The organism is Nesterenkonia sp. (assembly GCF_029265375.1).
GTDB lineage: Bacteria > Actinomycetota > Actinomycetes > Actinomycetales > Micrococcaceae > Nesterenkonia.
The window spans coordinates 58,582-74,460 of the sequence record NZ_JAJUJJ010000007.1 but is presented as its reverse complement, the minus strand read 5'-3'; the positions used below and the strand labels follow the sequence as shown (position 1 = coordinate 74,460).

Annotated in this window: 14 protein-coding genes; 6 read left to right on the top strand and 8 right to left on the bottom strand. The window is 68.3% G+C overall.

Features of this window, described 5'->3' with window-relative positions:
• Positions 1 to 18: 18 nt before the first annotated feature.
• Positions 19 to 606 (bottom strand): phosphoribosylglycinamide formyltransferase, encoded by a 588-nt coding sequence (gene purN, locus Q1K09_RS04575; protein WP_300343650.1) that lies wholly within the window; start codon positions 604 to 606, stop codon positions 19 to 21.
• Positions 607 to 682: 76 nt separating this feature from the next.
• On the opposite strand from purN, the gene Q1K09_RS04570 reads away from it, so the two are divergent.
• Complete coding sequence (locus Q1K09_RS04570) at positions 683 to 1,132, top strand: hypothetical protein (RefSeq protein ID WP_300343648.1); 450 nt, start codon at positions 683 to 685, stop codon at positions 1,130 to 1,132.
• Between the two features lie 12 nt (positions 1,133 to 1,144).
• On the opposite strand, the gene Q1K09_RS04565 is transcribed toward Q1K09_RS04570, so the two are convergent.
• Positions 1,145 to 2,452 (bottom strand): DUF6350 family protein, encoded by a 1,308-nt coding sequence (locus tag Q1K09_RS04565; protein WP_300343645.1) that lies wholly within the window; start codon positions 2,450 to 2,452, stop codon positions 1,145 to 1,147.
• A 150-nt stretch (positions 2,453 to 2,602) separates the two neighbouring features.
• Between Q1K09_RS04565 and Q1K09_RS04560 the strand changes: the two genes are divergently transcribed.
• On the top strand, positions 2,603 to 3,814 hold the full coding sequence (locus tag Q1K09_RS04560) for a glycosyltransferase family 1 protein (RefSeq protein WP_300343643.1): 1,212 nt from the start codon (positions 2,603 to 2,605) through the stop codon (positions 3,812 to 3,814).
• A 49-nt stretch (positions 3,815 to 3,863) separates the two neighbouring features.
• Here Q1K09_RS04560 and Q1K09_RS04555 read toward each other — a convergent pair whose 3' ends face one another.
• Positions 3,864 to 5,042: a phosphatase domain-containing protein gene (locus Q1K09_RS04555; protein WP_300343640.1), complete on the bottom strand. Its 1,179-nt coding sequence runs from the start codon at positions 5,040 to 5,042 to the stop codon at positions 3,864 to 3,866.
• 24 nt (positions 5,043 to 5,066) lie between these two features.
• Positions 5,067 to 5,558 carry an Lrp/AsnC family transcriptional regulator gene (locus Q1K09_RS04550; protein WP_300343638.1) on the bottom strand — a complete coding sequence of 164 codons (492 nt, stop codon included), beginning with the start codon at positions 5,556 to 5,558 and terminating at the stop codon, positions 5,067 to 5,069.
• 132 nt (positions 5,559 to 5,690) lie between these two features.
• Here Q1K09_RS04550 and ald point away from each other — a divergent pair, with 132 nt between their 5' ends.
• Positions 5,691 to 6,779 (top strand): alanine dehydrogenase, encoded by a 1,089-nt coding sequence (gene ald / locus Q1K09_RS04545; protein WP_300343637.1) that lies wholly within the window; start codon positions 5,691 to 5,693, stop codon positions 6,777 to 6,779.
• A gap of 69 nt (positions 6,780 to 6,848) precedes the next feature.
• Here the strand turns inward: ald and Q1K09_RS04540 are convergent, their stop codons facing one another.
• A complete protein-coding gene (locus Q1K09_RS04540) occupies positions 6,849 to 8,264 on the bottom strand; it encodes an MFS transporter (protein WP_300343635.1) in 1,416 nt (471 codons plus the stop codon).
• Between the two features lie 144 nt (positions 8,265 to 8,408).
• Here Q1K09_RS04540 and Q1K09_RS04535 point away from each other — a divergent pair, with 144 nt between their 5' ends.
• The 3 genes from Q1K09_RS04535 (at position 8,409) to Q1K09_RS04525 (ending at position 11,113) form a co-directional block, all read left to right on the top strand.
• Positions 8,409 to 9,308 (top strand): inositol monophosphatase family protein, encoded by a 900-nt coding sequence (locus Q1K09_RS04535; RefSeq protein ID WP_300343633.1) that lies wholly within the window; start codon positions 8,409 to 8,411, stop codon positions 9,306 to 9,308.
• A 129-nt stretch (positions 9,309 to 9,437) separates the two neighbouring features.
• Positions 9,438 to 10,547, top strand: a complete 1,110-nt coding sequence (locus Q1K09_RS04530; RefSeq protein ID WP_300343631.1) for a VIT1/CCC1 family protein — start codon at positions 9,438 to 9,440, stop codon at positions 10,545 to 10,547.
• A gap of 104 nt (positions 10,548 to 10,651) precedes the next feature.
• Positions 10,652 to 11,113, top strand: a complete 462-nt coding sequence (locus tag Q1K09_RS04525; protein ID WP_366908991.1) for a pyridoxamine 5'-phosphate oxidase family protein — start codon at positions 10,652 to 10,654, stop codon at positions 11,111 to 11,113.
• Between the two features lie 114 nt (positions 11,114 to 11,227).
• Here the strand turns inward: Q1K09_RS04525 and sucD are convergent, their stop codons facing one another.
• The 3 genes from sucD to pcrA all read right to left on the bottom strand — a co-directional run bounded on the left by sucD (position 11,228) and on the right by pcrA (position 15,878).
• Positions 11,228 to 12,142, bottom strand: a complete 915-nt coding sequence (gene sucD, locus Q1K09_RS04520) for a succinate--CoA ligase subunit alpha (protein ID WP_300343629.1) — start codon at positions 12,140 to 12,142, stop codon at positions 11,228 to 11,230.
• A gap of 18 nt (positions 12,143 to 12,160) precedes the next feature.
• A complete protein-coding gene (sucC, locus tag Q1K09_RS04515) occupies positions 12,161 to 13,324 on the bottom strand; it encodes an ADP-forming succinate--CoA ligase subunit beta (RefSeq protein ID WP_300343626.1) in 1,164 nt (387 codons plus the stop codon).
• 115 nt (positions 13,325 to 13,439) lie between these two features.
• Positions 13,440 to 15,878, bottom strand: a complete 2,439-nt coding sequence (gene pcrA, locus Q1K09_RS04510; RefSeq protein ID WP_300343624.1) for a DNA helicase PcrA — start codon at positions 15,876 to 15,878, stop codon at positions 13,440 to 13,442.
• Position 15,879 lies beyond the last annotated feature (1 nt).

Genomic DNA, 15,879 nt, shown 5'->3' with positions numbered 1-15,879 from the left:
CGGGCGCTGCCTCACCGCTCAGGAGAGGACCAGCTCCCCCGCGGCGATGCGGCGCAGCGTCTCCACCAGCAGACGACGCTCCTGAACCTTGATGCGCTCATGCAGCGCGGCTTCGTCGTCGTCGGCTCTCACCTCCACCGCCGCCTGCGCCAGAATCGGCCCGGTGTCCACCCCCGCATCCACCTGGTGGACCGTGCAGCCGGTGATCTTCACCCCGGCGGCGAGCGCGTCGCGGACCCCGTGAGCCCCGGGGAAGCTGGGCAGCAGCGCCGGATGCGTGTTGATCACCGGCGCCCCGACCTGCTGCAGAAACTCGGCGGAGAGGATCTTCATGAACCCGCTGGAGACCAGCAGATCCGGCCGGTGGCTGCGCACCTGCTGGCACAGCTGGCGATTCCACTGGGATCGCTGATCGCCGGTGGCCCCGCGCGGCAGCGGCACCGCGAAGGTGGGAATCCCGGCAGTTTCGGCACGGGCCAGTCCCCCGCAGCCGGACACATCCGATCCCACCGCGGCCAGCTCGGCCTGCACCTGCCCGGAGGCCACGGCGTCGATGACCGCCTGCAGATTGGTGCCCGAACCGGACACGAGGACGACGATTCGCATGCGCTCCAGAGTACCGGTCAGCGATAGGCTGGACGCCGAGCCGGCCGACCAGCGATGACCTCAGGAAGGGACTGCGATGACCGCCACGCCCCCGCCCTCCGGCCCCGCGGCCGGTTCCTCAGGCTCCCGGCCCCGCCCGCCGGCGGATGAGGACACCCAGCGGTACTACTCCCGATTCCTCGGCTGGCTGGTGCTGGCGATCATCCTGGGCTATGCCGGCCTGCAGTTCCCGCTGCCCTGGAGGGCCGTGACAGTGCTGGCCTCGGCAGCAGGGCTGGTGGGGGCGGTGGTGCTGTTCATCCACTGCGTGCGACGGCGGCTGAGCGCGCTGATGCTCATCGGGGCGGTGATGGTCTCGCTGTGCTGCGGCACCTTCTTGGTCTCGGCCGGCGCGCAGCTGGTCTTCTGGGAAGCCAGCGCCGAGTTTGAGAGCTGCCTGAATTCAGCGGTGACTCAGCGCGCCACCGACCAGTGCTTGGACGACTACGAGCAGAACATCGTCTCCTCGATCCCCGGCATGCCCTAAGCTCTCTGCATCTCACGAGGAGCTGAAGGACTCAGCGGAGTCCCCCGGCTCTTTGGTCCGCGCGGGGCCGTCCACGCTGCGTCGCGCTGCCCGACGGCGGCGGGTCAGCGCAGTGGCGGGGGCCGCCAGGTATCCGACGATGGTGCCCACCGCAGTCCAGGCCCCGAACATGCCGGCGGCCAGGCCGGCATGCGGTCCGATGTCTGTCATCCGGCCGATGCCCAAGGAGATGTGGGACAGCCACAGCGGTCCCACCAGCAGCGCGGCCGCCACCAGACCGGTCAGCAGACCCAGCGCCGCTGTGGAGACCGTCAGGGAGACCGGCCGCAGCTTCAGCTTCAGCTGGCACCAGTCGTCAAAGTGGTTCTCCCCCTCCCGCATCAGCCACCAGCCGGCGATCACCCCGGCAGTCAGCGGCAGCGTCAGCACCGCCCAGGAGTACTCCAGCACCGAGGCGGGCAGGGCTGCCAGCAGCGGCACCTCCGGCACGGAACCCAGTTCCGCGGCCAGTGGGCCCACCGGCGATCCTGATCCCATGGCGAATCCGGCGCCGGTGGTGTAGGCCAGGGTCCACAGCACCACATTCGGGACCAGCCCCAGGTGCAGCAGCGTCACACCGATGCCGCCCCACAGGCCGGCGCCCAGCTCTTGGTAGGCATTGGCGATATCCATCCAGCGGAACGCGATCCAGCCGGCCAGCAGCGCGGCGGAGAGTCCCAGACCGGCCACTGCGGCAACAGCGCCGCCGCGCAGCACCGCCCACAGATAGGAGCCCGCCCATTTGAGCTGCTGGGAGAGCTGCTCCACCAGGGTTTCCAGGTCCACCCCGATCATGCGGGTGGCGCTGCGCGCCTCGGCGTAGCAGCCCGCGAGCGAGCCCACCCCCATCAGAACCCCTGCTGAGACGCCGGCCCACACCTGGGTGCCGGGGTCCCCCTGGGCGAAGGCGGCCACTGCCACTGCGGCGGCCGCACAGCCGAGGGTGAACGCCGCCAGGCCCTGCCACAGCTGGCTGGGATAGGCGCCCTGGGCCAGCCGCCGGCCCGCCCGCCAGGCCAGCAGGAAGGGAATCAGGGTGAAGCCCAGCGGCACCAGGTGGAACCAGTCATCGCCGCCGGGCAGGTTCAGCGGAGAGGCGTGGATGGCCAACCAGACCTGACCTGCCAGCACACCGACGGCCTCCGGGTCGAAGGCGCTGAGGCTGCGCGCCAGCGTAATGCCCAGCACGGGCAGCGCCACCATCAGCGCGGTGGCCAGAACCACTTGGAGAGCTTCGAAGAGGCCGAAGAGCCACAGCGGGGGCGTGGGCAGTTTTCTCATCGCTTCCATGGTGCCAGCGCGGCCGCCCGGAACCCGGCAATGACCCGGAGCCGGGCCCGGCGAGCGCCTGCAGGCAGGGTTCACAGACTATTCACCTGAAGTCCACCTGAACGCCGGGGTACCGCTACCTGGGGCGCCGATGGTGTCAGTGTGAAGGTTGTGGTGGTTGCTGAATCGTTCCTGCCGCATATGAACGGCGTGACCAACTCCGTGCTGCAGGTGCTGGCGCATCTGCGCCGCCGTGGAGACCAGGTCACCGTCATCGCACCCTCGGACTCGTTCCTGGAGACCAATCCGTTCTCCGAGTCGGTGTCTGACCACCTGGAGGTCTGCGAAGGCTACCCGGTGATCCGAGTGCCCTCGGTGCCGCTTCCGGAGTATCCGAAAGTGCGGGTGGCGGCCGGGTTCGTGATGCGGATCCGGCACCTGCTGGAGAGGATCCAGCCCGACGTCGTCCACATCGCCTCCCCCTTTGTGCTGGGCTGGCGGGCCATTCAGGCCGCCGAGTCGCTGGGCCTGGCTACTGTGGCCATCTATCAGACCGAGGTGCCTACCTATGCGGCGCGCTACCGCCTTCCCTGGGCCGCTGAGCTGCTGTGGCAGCACGTGGAGCGGATCCACCGCAGCGCCACAGTGACGCTGGTTCCCAGCTCCTTCTGCAAGGCTCAGCTGCGCCAGCGCGGCATTCCCCGGGTGAAGACCTGGCGGCGCGGGGTGGATATGGACCTGTTCAATCCGCAGCGCCGCAGCCAGGCGCTGCGCAGCACCATCGCGCCGGAGGGGCAGCGGCTCATCGGATTCGTGGGGCGGCTGGCCGCAGAGAAGCAGGTGGAGGACCTGGCGGTGCTGGACAATCTGCCGAATGCGCGCCTGGTGATCATCGGCAGCGGCCCGTCCGAGCAGGTGCTGCGCCGCCGGCTGCCCAATGCCTACTTCGCCGGGTTCCTCTCCGGTGCGGACCTGGGGGCGCATGTGGCCAGCCTGGACGTCTTCGTCCACCCCGGAGAGGCGGAGACCTTCTGCCAGACCATCCAGGAGGCGATGGCGGCCGCCGTGCCGGTGGTGGCTGTGGGCCGCGGCGGTCCGGTGGACCTGGTGGACCCCGGCCGCACCGGGTGGCTCTACGCGCCCGGGGATCTGGAACGGCTGCGCTCATCGGTGGAGCATCTGGTGGGCGACGACGACGTGCGCGCCGCATTCTCCGCTGCGGCTCATCAGCAGGTGCAGGGCCGCTCCTGGGAGGCGATCTGCAACCAGCTGGTGGGGCACTACGCCCGCGCCGTGGAGGTCAACGGGCGCCTGCAGGCTCGGCGGGCCAGGGATTACATCACCTCCGGCGGCCTGCTTCCGGGCCTGGGGTAGCGCACCGGTCCGCCGGTGCTCAGAGGTGCGGCTGGACTCGGGCAGGGGGTCAGTCCAGCAGCCCGTGGGCGGTCAGCGACTCGGAGATGTCCTTGCCGTCGGGCCCGTAGATCCAGGGGATGCGGTGCTCCCCCACCTGCTGCACTGCCGGGGCGCGCTTGCCGTCCCCGTCCCGGCTGGTCGGCAGCAGCTGTCCGCCCGCGGGCCGTTCGGCGCGGCCGCCGGCGAGCACCGCCTCGGAGTAGGTCAGCTCCCGGATGATGACCGCTCGCACCGACTCCGGGTGCTTGCGCGCAAAGTCCGCATAGATCATCGGGTCATGTTGGCCGTCGTCGCCGATCAGCGTCCAGCGGATATGCGGGAACTCCTCGGCCAGCCGGTGCAGCTGCTCAACCTTGTGGCCCTGGCCGGAGCGGAACCACCTGTCCTCGGTGGGCCCCCAGTCGGTCAGCAGCAGCGGCCCGTGGGGATAGAGATTGCGGGTCAGGAAACGGGTGAGTGTCTGCGCCACGTTCCAGGCGCCGGTGGAGAGGTAGAGCACCGGGGCGCCGGCTGAGCGGCTGAGCAGACGCTCCATCATCACCGCCATACCGGGGGTGGGGGTGCGGGCATGCTCGTCCAGCACGAACGAGTTCCATGCCGCCAGCAGCGGGCGGGGGAGCTTGGTGACGACCACTGTGTCGTCGATGTCGCAGATCACCCCGTCGGTGGCGTCGTCGGAGATGATGTGCACATCAGCGGTGACCGGTTGGGCGCCGGGAGCCTCCAGGCGGATCTCCTGCCACCCGGGTTCCAGCCGGACGCCGTCGGCCAGCCGGATGACGGTGTCTACGATGCCTCCACGATCTGCCGCCACCTCAAAGCGCTGGCCTGCGGCGACGATGCTCACCTGGGCGAAGGGCACCGGGGCGGAGACGAAGTTGCGCCATCCTCGCACGCCGTCGGCGATCACTTTGGCCACCCGGCGCCCGTTCTCAAAGTCGGTGTCCGGGGCCATCACCACGCGGGAGAAGATCCGCACCCAAGTGGGAGACCCGTAGCCGGCCAGGGAGAGCACGGTGACGTGCTGACCGCGGCGCTGGGCCATGCCCAGCCGCAGCTCGTGCCACCGGTCCTCTATCTTCGTCGCGCGGTTGCGCGGCTTGGTGTAGTGCTCTCGCAGGGCGTCAAGATCCTGGTGGACCTCAGTGGGAGCAGGCGCGGGCTCGCGGCGGTCCGGGGTCGTCATCGCTGTCCATCATAGAGAGACTGTTCAGGACATGTCAGGAAGTCCGCCCCGGGCGGTGTGGTGCTCGAAGACGATATTGGTCTCGGTCAGCGCCACTGCCGGATTGGCGGAGAGGTTCTCCAGCACGAACTGGCGCACGTGATCGGTGTCGCGGACCTGCACGTGGATGAGGAAGTCCTCAGTGCCCCCGAGGATGAACAGCTGCGAGACCTCCGGGTGCTCCCTCAGTTCGGCGGCCATCTGCTCCATCAGGTTCCGCGCTCCCGGGCGGATGCGCACGCTCACCAGCGCCTGCAGGGTGTAGCCCAGTGCGCGGGGGTTCAGCTCCACGGTGAACCGTGAGATCACGCCGCGCCGCTTCAGTGAGCGCACCCGGGCCAGACAGGCGCTGGCAGAGAGTCCCACCGCCCGGGCCAGATCACTGTTGGCGATCCGGGAGTTCTCGTTCAGCCGGCGCAGGATCTCCTGGTCGAGGTCATCGAGCACGGCAGAAGAATCATCGGGTACCGCCGGCATAGACAGCTCCTTTGCGAAGATCTGCTGAAAGAGAAGGGGGTTGTGACGAATAGTATGCGGCACAATCGACGATTATGCGCATACTGCTGGAGAATCATGAGGAGTTGTCCCGTCATCGTTCGAAAGGCCGCTATGCGCATTGGAGTTCCCACCGAGGTCAAGGCCCATGAGTACCGGGTGGCGCTCACACCTGCCGGCGCCGATGCGCTGGTGGGATCCGGGCACACGCTGCTGGTGCAGTCCGGCGCCGGCGTCGCCGCCGGATACCCTGATCATCTCTACGCCGAGGCCGGGGCGGAGCTTGTCGCCTCCGCGGAGGAGGCGTGGGCCGCGGAGATGGTGCTCAAGGTCAAGGAGCCGATCAGCAGCGAGTACCAGTTCCTGCGCGAGGACCTGGTGCTGTTCACCTATCTGCATTTGGCTGCCGACCGCGAGCTGACCCGGGCGATTCTCGACGCCGGAACCACTGCCATCGCCTATGAGACGGTGCAGCACTCCGACGGCAGCCTGCCGCTGCTGACCCCGATGAGCGAGGTGGCCGGCCGGCTGGCTGCGCTGGAGGGAGCCAACCATCTGCGTGCGCCTGCCGGCGGCCGCGGGATCCTGCTGCCAGGGGTGCCCGGCACTCCCAGCGGTCGTGTGGTGGTCCTCGGAGGCGGAGTGGCCGGGGAGAACGCGGCCCGTGTGGCCCTGGGCCTGGGAGCTGAGGTCACGGTGCTGGACATCTCTCTGCCGCGGCTGCGGCAGCTGGACACCAGCTACTCCGGCCGGCTGCGCACCCGCGCGTCCACGCCCTACGAGATCGCCTCCCAGGTGGCCGCAGCGGACCTGGTCATCGGCGCGGTGCTGGTCCCCGGTGCGGCTGCGCCGAAGCTGGTCACCGAGGAGATGGTCGCCCAGGCCCAGCCCGGCACAGTCTTCGTCGACATCGCGGTGGACCAGGGCGGCTGCTTCGAGCCCAGCCGCCCCACCACGCACACCGACCCGACGTTCCGGGTCCATGATGCGGTGTTCTACTGTGTGGCGAATATGCCGGGGGCGGTGCCTGCCACCTCCACTCCCGCGCTGACCAATGCGACCCTGCCCTTCGTCCGCCGGCTGGCCGATCTGGGAGCCGAGCAGGCGCTGGCCAGCGACGAGGCGCTGGCCAAGGGGCTCAATGCCGCAGCCGGCCGGCTGCACAATGCGGCCGTGGCCGCTGCCCACGGTATGGAGGCCTGAGTTCTCGGGCGGTGACCAGCCGTCGGAGCTCCGGCCCTGTGCCGGCAGCGCCCCGGTCCGGCTGGCTCCTCACACAGTTGTGCGCAGCGGGACCTCTTTGATCAGCAGGTTGGCCGCTACAGCCGGCAGGGTCAGGCAGGCAGCCACCAGGAACATGGTTCCGGAGGCCTCTGCGTAGGCAGGTGAGGGGGCCGACCCGTTGACTTCAGCCACAGAGACTCCCACCACCTGGATGGCCATCACCGAGCCGAGGATGGACGTTCCGGCTGCGCCGCCGAAGACGCGGAAGAAGGCGATCAGCGCACTGGCCTGGCCCACCCGGGTGACCTGGACCGTGTTCTGCACCGCGAGCATGAGGTTCTGCATCTGCGCGCCGAAGCCCAGACCGATGATGAACAGCATGCTGAGGATGAACAGGTAGTCGGTGCCGGCCCCGATGGTGGCCAGCAGGAACATGCCGGTCGTCTGCAGCAGCGAGCCGGCCACGATGTAGGGCTTCCAGCGGCCGTAGCGGGTGATGAGCCGGCCGCTGATCAGGGCTCCGAGCATATTTCCCAGAACCAGCGGCAGGATGAGCAGCCCTGACTCGGTGGGACTCAGCCCCCGGCCGATCTGGAAGTACTGGCCCAGGAAGGCGGGCATGCCGAACAGGCACACCGCGATGGATGCCGAGGACAGTGCCGCGAGGAAGGTGGTGCGGCTGAGCAGCATGCGCAGCTGGATGATCGGATTGGAGACCCGCCGCTCCACCAGCACGAAGACCGCCAGCAGCAGCAGGGCCGTCAGCACCAGGGCGGCGGAGGGCCAGGAGACCCAGGCGAAGGACTCTTCGGTCCCGGCGAAGGAGAACCACATCAGCAGCAGGCCGGAGGCGGTCACCAGCAGCAGCGCGCCGAGGTAGTCGATGCGCCCCGAGGAGCGGATCACCGGGACCTTCAGCGTGAAGGAGATCAGCACCAGCGCGAACAGGGACAGCGGCACCCCCACAAAGAAGCACCACCGCCATCCCAGGGTGTCCACGGTGACTCCGCCGATCAGCGGCCCCAGGGCAGTGGCGGTGGCCAAGCAGGCGCCGATGTATCCGGAGTAGCGGCCGCGCTCCCGCGGGGAGACGATGCTGGCCAGGATCGCCATGGCCAGAGCGGTCAGCCCGCCCAGACCGATCCCCTGGACGAACCGGGCGGCGATGAGCATCTCCATGTTCTGGGCGAAGCCTGCGGCCAGGGATGAGAGGAAGAAGATCACATTTGCGGTCTGGAACAGCGCCTTCTTGCTCATCATGTCCGCCAACTTGCCCCAGACCGGAGTGGAGGAGGCATTGGCCAGCAGAGTGGCGGTGACCACCCAGGAGTACTGAATCTGACTTCCGTGCAGCTCTCCGACGATCACCGGCAGCGCGGTGACCACCACATTCATCGACACCATGGCTGCGAAGAACACCACTAGGATGCCGGCGATCGCCCAGCCAAGGTCTCGGCGGGTCATCTCTTCAGGGAGGGAGGCGTCCGCAGCAGCAGACCCAGACTTTAGTTGCATCTGCAAACTACTTTAGGCCTTCGACGCCCCGGATGCAAGCAGCCGACCACCGCAACGTCGCCGCTGGAGGCTTCCAGCTCTACAGTGGTGAACGTGAGTTCTCAGTCTCTCCATTCTGCAGAGTCCCGTCCCGCCGTCGTCCCCTCTCCCGCCGAGCTGCGCCGCATCGCGGTGGAGGCGGCCACCGCCGCCGGCGTTCCGCTCACCGGGGCGTTCCGCGCCCAGATGGAGATCGCCACCAAATCCAGCTCCCACGATCTGGTCACCGTCTGGGACCAGCGCACCGAGGCCCGACTCATCGAGGAGCTCACCGCCGCGGTCCCAGATTCGCGGATCACCGGTGAGGAGGGCGGCTCTCACGGCAGCGGCCGGGTGGAGTGGATCATCGACCCCATTGACGGGACCTCCAACTTCGCCCACGGCTTCGCGATGTTCTCGGTCTCCGTGGCGGCCGCCGTCGACGATGAAGTCCTCGCCGGGGTGGTCCACGACCCGGTGAACCGGCTGACCTTCTCCGCCGATGATCACCACGCCTGGCTGGCGGTGGGCTCGGGCCCGGAGAAGCCGCTCCAGCCGGCCCCCAAGCGCCCCTCCGGGGAGGCGGAGCTGAACCTGGTGACCAGCTTCCCCTCCGCCGAGCGGCTGGCTCAGCACGGGCAGGAGGCGCTGGAGGCTTTCGGCACGCTGGTGACCACCTACTCCACGGTGCGCAGGCTGGTCTCCGGTGCGCTGGAGCTGTGCCATGCAGCTGCCGGGTGGGCCGATATCGCCGCCGGATGCGGCACCCGCCCGTGGGATGTGGCCGCCGGGCAGCTGATTCTGCGCCGCGCCGGAGGCCGCTACCTGCCCTATGGCGCAGCCGAAGGACGCGGCTGGGAGGGCGACGACGGCGCCTTCGACCGGCACCTGGCGCCAGGCTATGTGGGCCTTGCCCCCGGTGTGGATGCCCCCACCGCCCAGCAGGTGGTGGCGCGCTTCGCGGCCCACCGCTGAGGCAGCCCGCCCGGGTGGAGGCTCGCTCCACTGCGCCGGCGCTTTCTTCAGCCGCGTTAGGGATGCTGAAGAATCGTCATACCCGCACATGGCCTGCCGCCGCGGCGCCCGGGGCGGCACTATGGAGATGTGAGCACGTCATCGCAGCACTCTGATGGGCAGTCCGAGCCGAGTCCGCGGCAGATTCGGCGCTGGCGCAAGTACCTGGCCGATGAGATCGCTGAGGCGCGGCTGTATGAGCAGCTGGCCCGCCGGAAGCAGGGCGAGGAGCGGCAGATCCTGCTGGGGCTCGCTGAGGCGGAGAAGCGGCATCAGGACCACTGGCGCCGGCTGCTGGGCGAGCACGCCCACCGGCTTCCCGCGCCCTCGGCCCACCGCGTGGTGCTGGGCTGGTTGGCGCAGGTCTTCGGTTCGGTGTTCGTGCTGGCCCTGGCTCAGCGCGCCGAGCGGGACTCCCCCTATGAGGATGATCTGGATGCCACCCGCGGCATGGCCGCCGATGAGGAGATCCATGAGGAGGTCGTCCGGGCGCTGGCCGCCCGGGGGCGCGAAAAGCTCTCCGGCGGGTTCCGGGCGGCAGTCTTCGGCGCCAATGATGGGCTGGTGTCCAATTTCGCCCTGATCATGGGTATGGGCGGCACCGGTGTGGGCGCCTCCGTGGTGCTGCTCACCGGGATCGCCGGACTGCTGGCAGGGGCACTGTCGATGGCGGCCGGGGAGTTCATCTCGGTGCGCAGTCAGCGCGAGCTGCTCGATGCCACCCGGCCTACGCAGGCGACCCTGCGGGCCGCCCCCGATCTGGACTTCGACCACAATGAGCTGGTTCTGGTCTACCGCGCGCGCGGACTGAGCCCGGAGGATGCCGAGCACCGCGCCTTGGAGCGGCTGGGGGTCTTCGACTGCGACTGCCGGCCGGAGAAGTCGCTGAATCTGCAGGAGGTCCGCGATGAGCATCAGGCGGTCGGCTCTGCCTGGACTGCCGCTGCGGCCAGCTTCTGCTTCTTCGCAGCCGGCGCGCTGATTCCGGTGCTTCCCTATCTGGTCGGCGCCTCCGGCTGGACGGCGGTGGCCGCCTCCACCGGCCTGGTCAGTGTGGCGCTGCTGTGCACCGGCGCCGTGGTGGGCCTGCTCTCCGGAGCTTCGCCGCTGACCCGCGCGCTGCGCCAGCTGGGGATCGGCCTCGGCGCTGCCGTGGTCACCTATGGGCTGGGCTCGGTGCTGGGTGTGACCGTGGCCTGAGTTCGAGGGACAGCAGCCCGGGCCCTCTCAGTGTTTTCTACACGCTGTAGAAAACCGGTGTAAACTGAATCTGCCGGGTGAACTGGCTCACAGGAGAGAAGGCGATGGCATTGATGTTTGACCACCCTCATGACGAACCGGTCCTCATTCTCAGCCAGGAGCAGTGCTGGACGCTGCTGGAACGCATTCAGCACGGTCGCCTGGTGGCCGTGGTGGGCGAACGGGCCGACATCTTCCCGGTCAATGTGGTCGCCGACGAGCGCACGCTGGTCTTCCGCACCGCGCCCGGGACCAAGCTGGCCGAGGTGGCGGTCAATGAGAACGTGCTCTTCGAGGCGGACGGAATCCTCTCGGACCAGGCCTGGTCGGTGATTGTGCGCGGCACTGCCCGCCGCCTGGAGTCCGGCGCAGAGATTGCCGAGGCCGAAGCGCTGGGGCTGACGCCGTGGACCCCCACAATGAAGGACCATTTTGTGCGGATCACGCCCACGGAGGTCTCTGGACGGCATTTCCGGTTCGGCCCGCACCCGGAGCGTGAGCTCGGCGAAGGCTCCGAGGGAGGCTGAGCAGCCCAGCGCATTGCGCCGCGCACCAGAACCTGGCCGCACACCGCACCCCTGAAAAACCGCAGGCGCCCGCCCCTGCTGTGGGACGGGCGCCTTCAGCGAATGCGGCCGGAATCAGCCGGAGTAGACCTCGCGCAGCAGCGCGGCGGTCTCTGATGGGGTCTTGCCCACCTTGACTCCGGCGGCCTCCAGGGCCTCCTTCTTCGCCTCTGCAGTGCCGGAGGATCCGGAGACGATTGCGCCGGCGTGGCCCATGGTCTTTCCCTCCGGGGCGGTGAAGCCGGCCACATAGCCGACCACCGGCTTGGTGACGTTGGCCTTGATGTACTCAGCGGCGCGTTCCTCGGCGTCGCCGCCGATCTCACCGATCATCACGATGGCCTTGGTGTCGGGATCGGCCTCGAAGGCCTCCAGGGCGTCGATGTGGGTGGTGCCGATCACCGGGTCGCCTCCGATGCCGATGGAGGTGGAGAACCCGATGTCGCGCAGCTCGTACATCATCTGGTAGGTCAGGGTGCCGGACTTGGAGACCAGACCGATCGGGCCCTTGGTGGTGATGTTGGCCGGGGTGATGCCGGCCAGGGCCTCACCGGGGGTGATGATGCCCGGGCAGTTGGGGCCGATGATCCGGGTGGCCGGCTTGCCGTCGGGGCCGGTCTTGGTCAGCGACAGGTTGTAGAACTCCGCGGAGTCCTGCACCGGGATGCCTTCGGTGATGACCACCAGCAGGCCGATGCCGGCCTCGATGGCCTCTATGGCGGCGTCCTTGGCGAACTTCGGCGGCACGAAGACCACCGAGACGTCCGCCCCGGTCTTCTCCATCGCCTCGGAGACGCTGCCGAACACCGGCAGTTCGAGGTCGTTGCCCTCGGCGTCCTTGTGGGAGACGGTGGTGCCGGCCTTGCGCGCGTTGACGCCGCCGACCACGTTGGTGCCGGCCTTGAGCATCAGGGCGGTGTGCTTGGTTCCCTCACCGCCGGTGATGCCCTGGACGATGACCTTGGAGTCCTTGTTCAGGTAGATCGACATGGTATTAGCCTTCAGTCCTTACTTGTTTGCCAGCTCGGCGGCCTTGTCGGCACCGCCGTCCATCGTGTCAGCGGTGATGACCAGTGGGTGGTTGGCCTCAGCCAGGATGCGGCGGCCCTCCTCCACGTTGTTGCCGTCGAGACGGACCACGAGCGGCTTGGTGGCGGTGTCACCCAGGATCTCCAGGGCCTTGACGATTCCGTTGGCCACGGCGTCGCAGCTGGTGATTCCGCCGAAGACGTTGACGAAGACGGACTTCACCTGGTCATCGCCGAGGATGACGTCCAGCCCGTTGGCCATGACCTCTGCGGAGGCGCCGCCGCCGATGTCCAGGAAGTTGGCGGGCTTAACCCCGTTGTGCGCCTCACCGGCGTAGGCGACCACGTCCAGGGTGGACATCACCAGGCCGGCGCCGTTGCCGATGATCCCGACCTGACCGTCGAGCTTCACGTAGTTCAGGTCATTGGCCTTGGCCTTGGCCTCCAGCGGGTCCTCGGCCGATTCGTCCACCAGCTCTGCGTGGCCGGGCTGACGGAAGGCGGCGTTCTCATCCAGGGTGACCTTGCCGTCCAGGGCGATGATGCGGCCCTCGCCGGTCTTCACCAGCGGGTTGACCTCCACCAGGGTGGCGTCCTCGGAGGAGAATGCGGTCCACAGCTGCTGGAAGACCTCGGCCAGGGCGGGGACCTCTTCGGAGGAGAAGCCGGCCTTCTCGGCGATCTCAGCGGCCTTGGCCTCGGTGATGCCCTCATTGGGGTCGAAGTTGACCTTGGCCAGCTTCTCCGGGGACTCGACGGCGAGCTGCTCGATCTCCACGCCGCCTTCCTTGGAGCACATGGCCAGGTAGTTGCGCTCGGCGCGGTCCAGCAGGATGGAGAAGTAGTACTCCTCGGCGATGTCGGCTCCCTGAGCGATCATCACCCGGTGCACCGTGTGCCCCTTGATGTCCATGCCCAGGATCGCCTGAGCGTGCTCGTAGGCCTCCTCCGGGGTTTTGGCCAGCTTCACGCCGCCGGCTTTGCCGCGGCCGCCGACCTTGACCTGAGCCTTGACGACGACGACGCCGCCAATCTGCTCTGCCGCTGCCTTCGCTTCTTCCGGGGTCTGCGCCACGATGCCGGCCAGCACGGGTACACCGTGTGCCTCGAACAGATCGCGCGCCTGGTACTCATACAGGTCCACGGGTGGTGTCCTTCTGCGTCGAAGTCATCTTCACTTGATGAAGCTCAGCTCTGCGGGCACACGTGTGCCCCTGGCAGCCGGAAAGCCGCGGACCTCAGCCCGGACAGGCGGCCGCCTAGCCGATCTTCTCAAGGGGAGCATATCGCAGGAGAAGTCGCTTCTCAGACCCGGCGAAGCTGACCTTCGCCACGGTTTTGTCGCCGCTTCCCTCCAGGCTCTGCACCTCTCCGACGCCGAACTTGGCGTGTTTGACCTGGTCGCCAGGGTTCAGGGCGGGGATCTCCCGTTCGGGGTTGACCTGGGTGCGGGTGCTGGCTGCCCCGCGGGCCGGAGTGAATGAGACCTCCGGCCTCTGCGCTGCGGGCCCAGTCAGCGAGGGTTCGGCTCCCCAGCCGAGGCTGCGGCCCGCGGCGCCGCGTCCGCCGCCGCGATCAGTGGAGACTCCGCTGTACTCCACCAGCTCCTCGGGAAGGTCGGCCAGGAACTGGCTGGGCGGGTTGTACTGCACCTGGCCCCAGAGGCTGCGGGATTCGGCCCGGGTCAAGTAGAGCCGCTGCTCGGCGCGGGTCAGCCCCACATAGGCCAGGCGGCGCTCCTCGGCCAGCTGCTCGGCATCGCCCATGGACCGCTGGTGCGGGAAGACGCCGTGCTCCATACCAGTGAGGAACACCACAGGAAATTCCAGCCCCTTGGCGGTGTGAAGGGTCATCAGGGTGACCTGTCCCTGCTCGGCGGCCAGACGCTGGGACTCCTCATCCCCTGCGGAGGGGATCGCATCGGCGTCGGCGATGAGGCTGACCTGCTCCAGGAAGTCGGCCAGGCTCGGCGCCTCTGAGGTGGCCTCGTACTCCTTCATCACCGCCACCAGCTCGCCGAGGTTATCGGCCCGGGACTCGTCCTGCAGGTCTTTAGACTCGCGCAGCGCAGCCATCATGCCTGACTGCTCCAGCACGGCCTCCAGCACCACCGAGGGCTGCTCAGAGGCGGCCAAGGCGGCCACATCGTCCATCATCCGCACGAACGAGCCGATGGCCTTGACACTGCGTGCCGCGATCGCCGGGGCCTCCTCTGCCCGGCGCAGCGCCTCGAAGAAGCTGATGCGGTCGCGGGAGGCCAGAGCGGCGACGGCACCTTCGGCCCGGTCCCCGATGCCGCGCTTGGGCTCGTTGAGGATCCGGCGCAGGTTGACGTCGTCGTCCGGGTTGTTGATCACGTGCAGATAGGCCAGCGCGTCCTTGATCTCCTTGCGGTCGTAGAACCGGGTGCCGCCGATGACCCGGTAGGGGATGCCGCGGTGGATCAGCCGCTCCTCCAGGGAGCGGGACTGCGCGTTGGTGCGGTAGAAGACCGCGACGTCGCTGGGCCGGATCCCGTGCTCATCCCCCAGGGCGTCGATGGTGCGGGAGATCCATTCGGCCTCGTCGGATTCGCTGTGGGCGGTGTGGACCACCACCGCCGGGCCGCTGCCGTTCTCGGTCCAGAGGTTCTTCTCGGTGCGCGAGGGGTTCTGGCTGATCACCGCATTGGCCGCCGAAAGGATGTTCTGGGTGGAGCGGTAGTTCTGCTCCAGCTTGATGACCCTCGCCTGCGGGTAGTCCCGCTCGAATTCGACGATATTGCGGATATCGGCACCGCGGAAGGCGTAGATCGACTGGTCGGAGTCGCCCACCACCGTCAGTTCTGCCGGCGGGGTCTGCACCTCATAGTCCGGTCCGGTGAGCTGCCGGATGAAGCGGTACTGCGCGTGATTGGTGTCCTGATACTCGTCCACCAGCACATGGCGGAACCGGCGCCGGTAGTTGTCCAGCACGGCAGGGAAGGCCTCGAACATGTAGACGGTCTCAGCCAGCAGGTCGTCGAAGTCGTAGGCGTTGGCCGCCCGCAGCCGCTGGGTGTACTCGCCGAAGATGGTGGCCACTGCCTCGCTGAACGGTTCGCCCGGAGCTTTGGCGGAGTAGTCCTCCGCGTCGACCAGCTCATTCTTCAGCGCCGAGATCTTGTTCCGGATCGCCCGTGGGTTGAACCGTTTGGGATCCAGCTGGTGCTCTTTGGCGATCTGGGTGATCAGCCGCAGGGAGTCGGCGGCGTCGTAGATGGTGAAGGTGGACTTCCGGCCGATGGTGGCCGCCTCCGACCGGAGGATGCGCACGCAGGAGGAGTGGAAGGTGGAGATCCACATCCGCTCTGCCGCCGGCCCGATCAGCCGCGCGATGCGCCCCTTCATCTCCCGGGCGGCCTTATTGGTGAAGGTGATGGCCAGGATCTCATGCGGGCGGGCGGCACCGGTCTGGACCAGGTGGGCGATCCGCTGGGTGAGCACGCGGGTTTTGCCCGAGCCTGCGCCGGCGACGATCAGCAGCGGGGAGCCGGTGTGCAGCACAGCTTCCTTCTGCTGGGGATTCAGCCCCGCAGTGGCTGACTCCGCCGAGCCCGTCGTGTTCGTCCCCACGGCAGCTGCATCGGTATGGGGTGAGCCTGCAGCGCCGGCGGGCGGGGCGCCTGCGGCGGCGCCGGCTGGGCCGCGCTGAGTCGGAGGGGTGAAGAGGAATTCCATA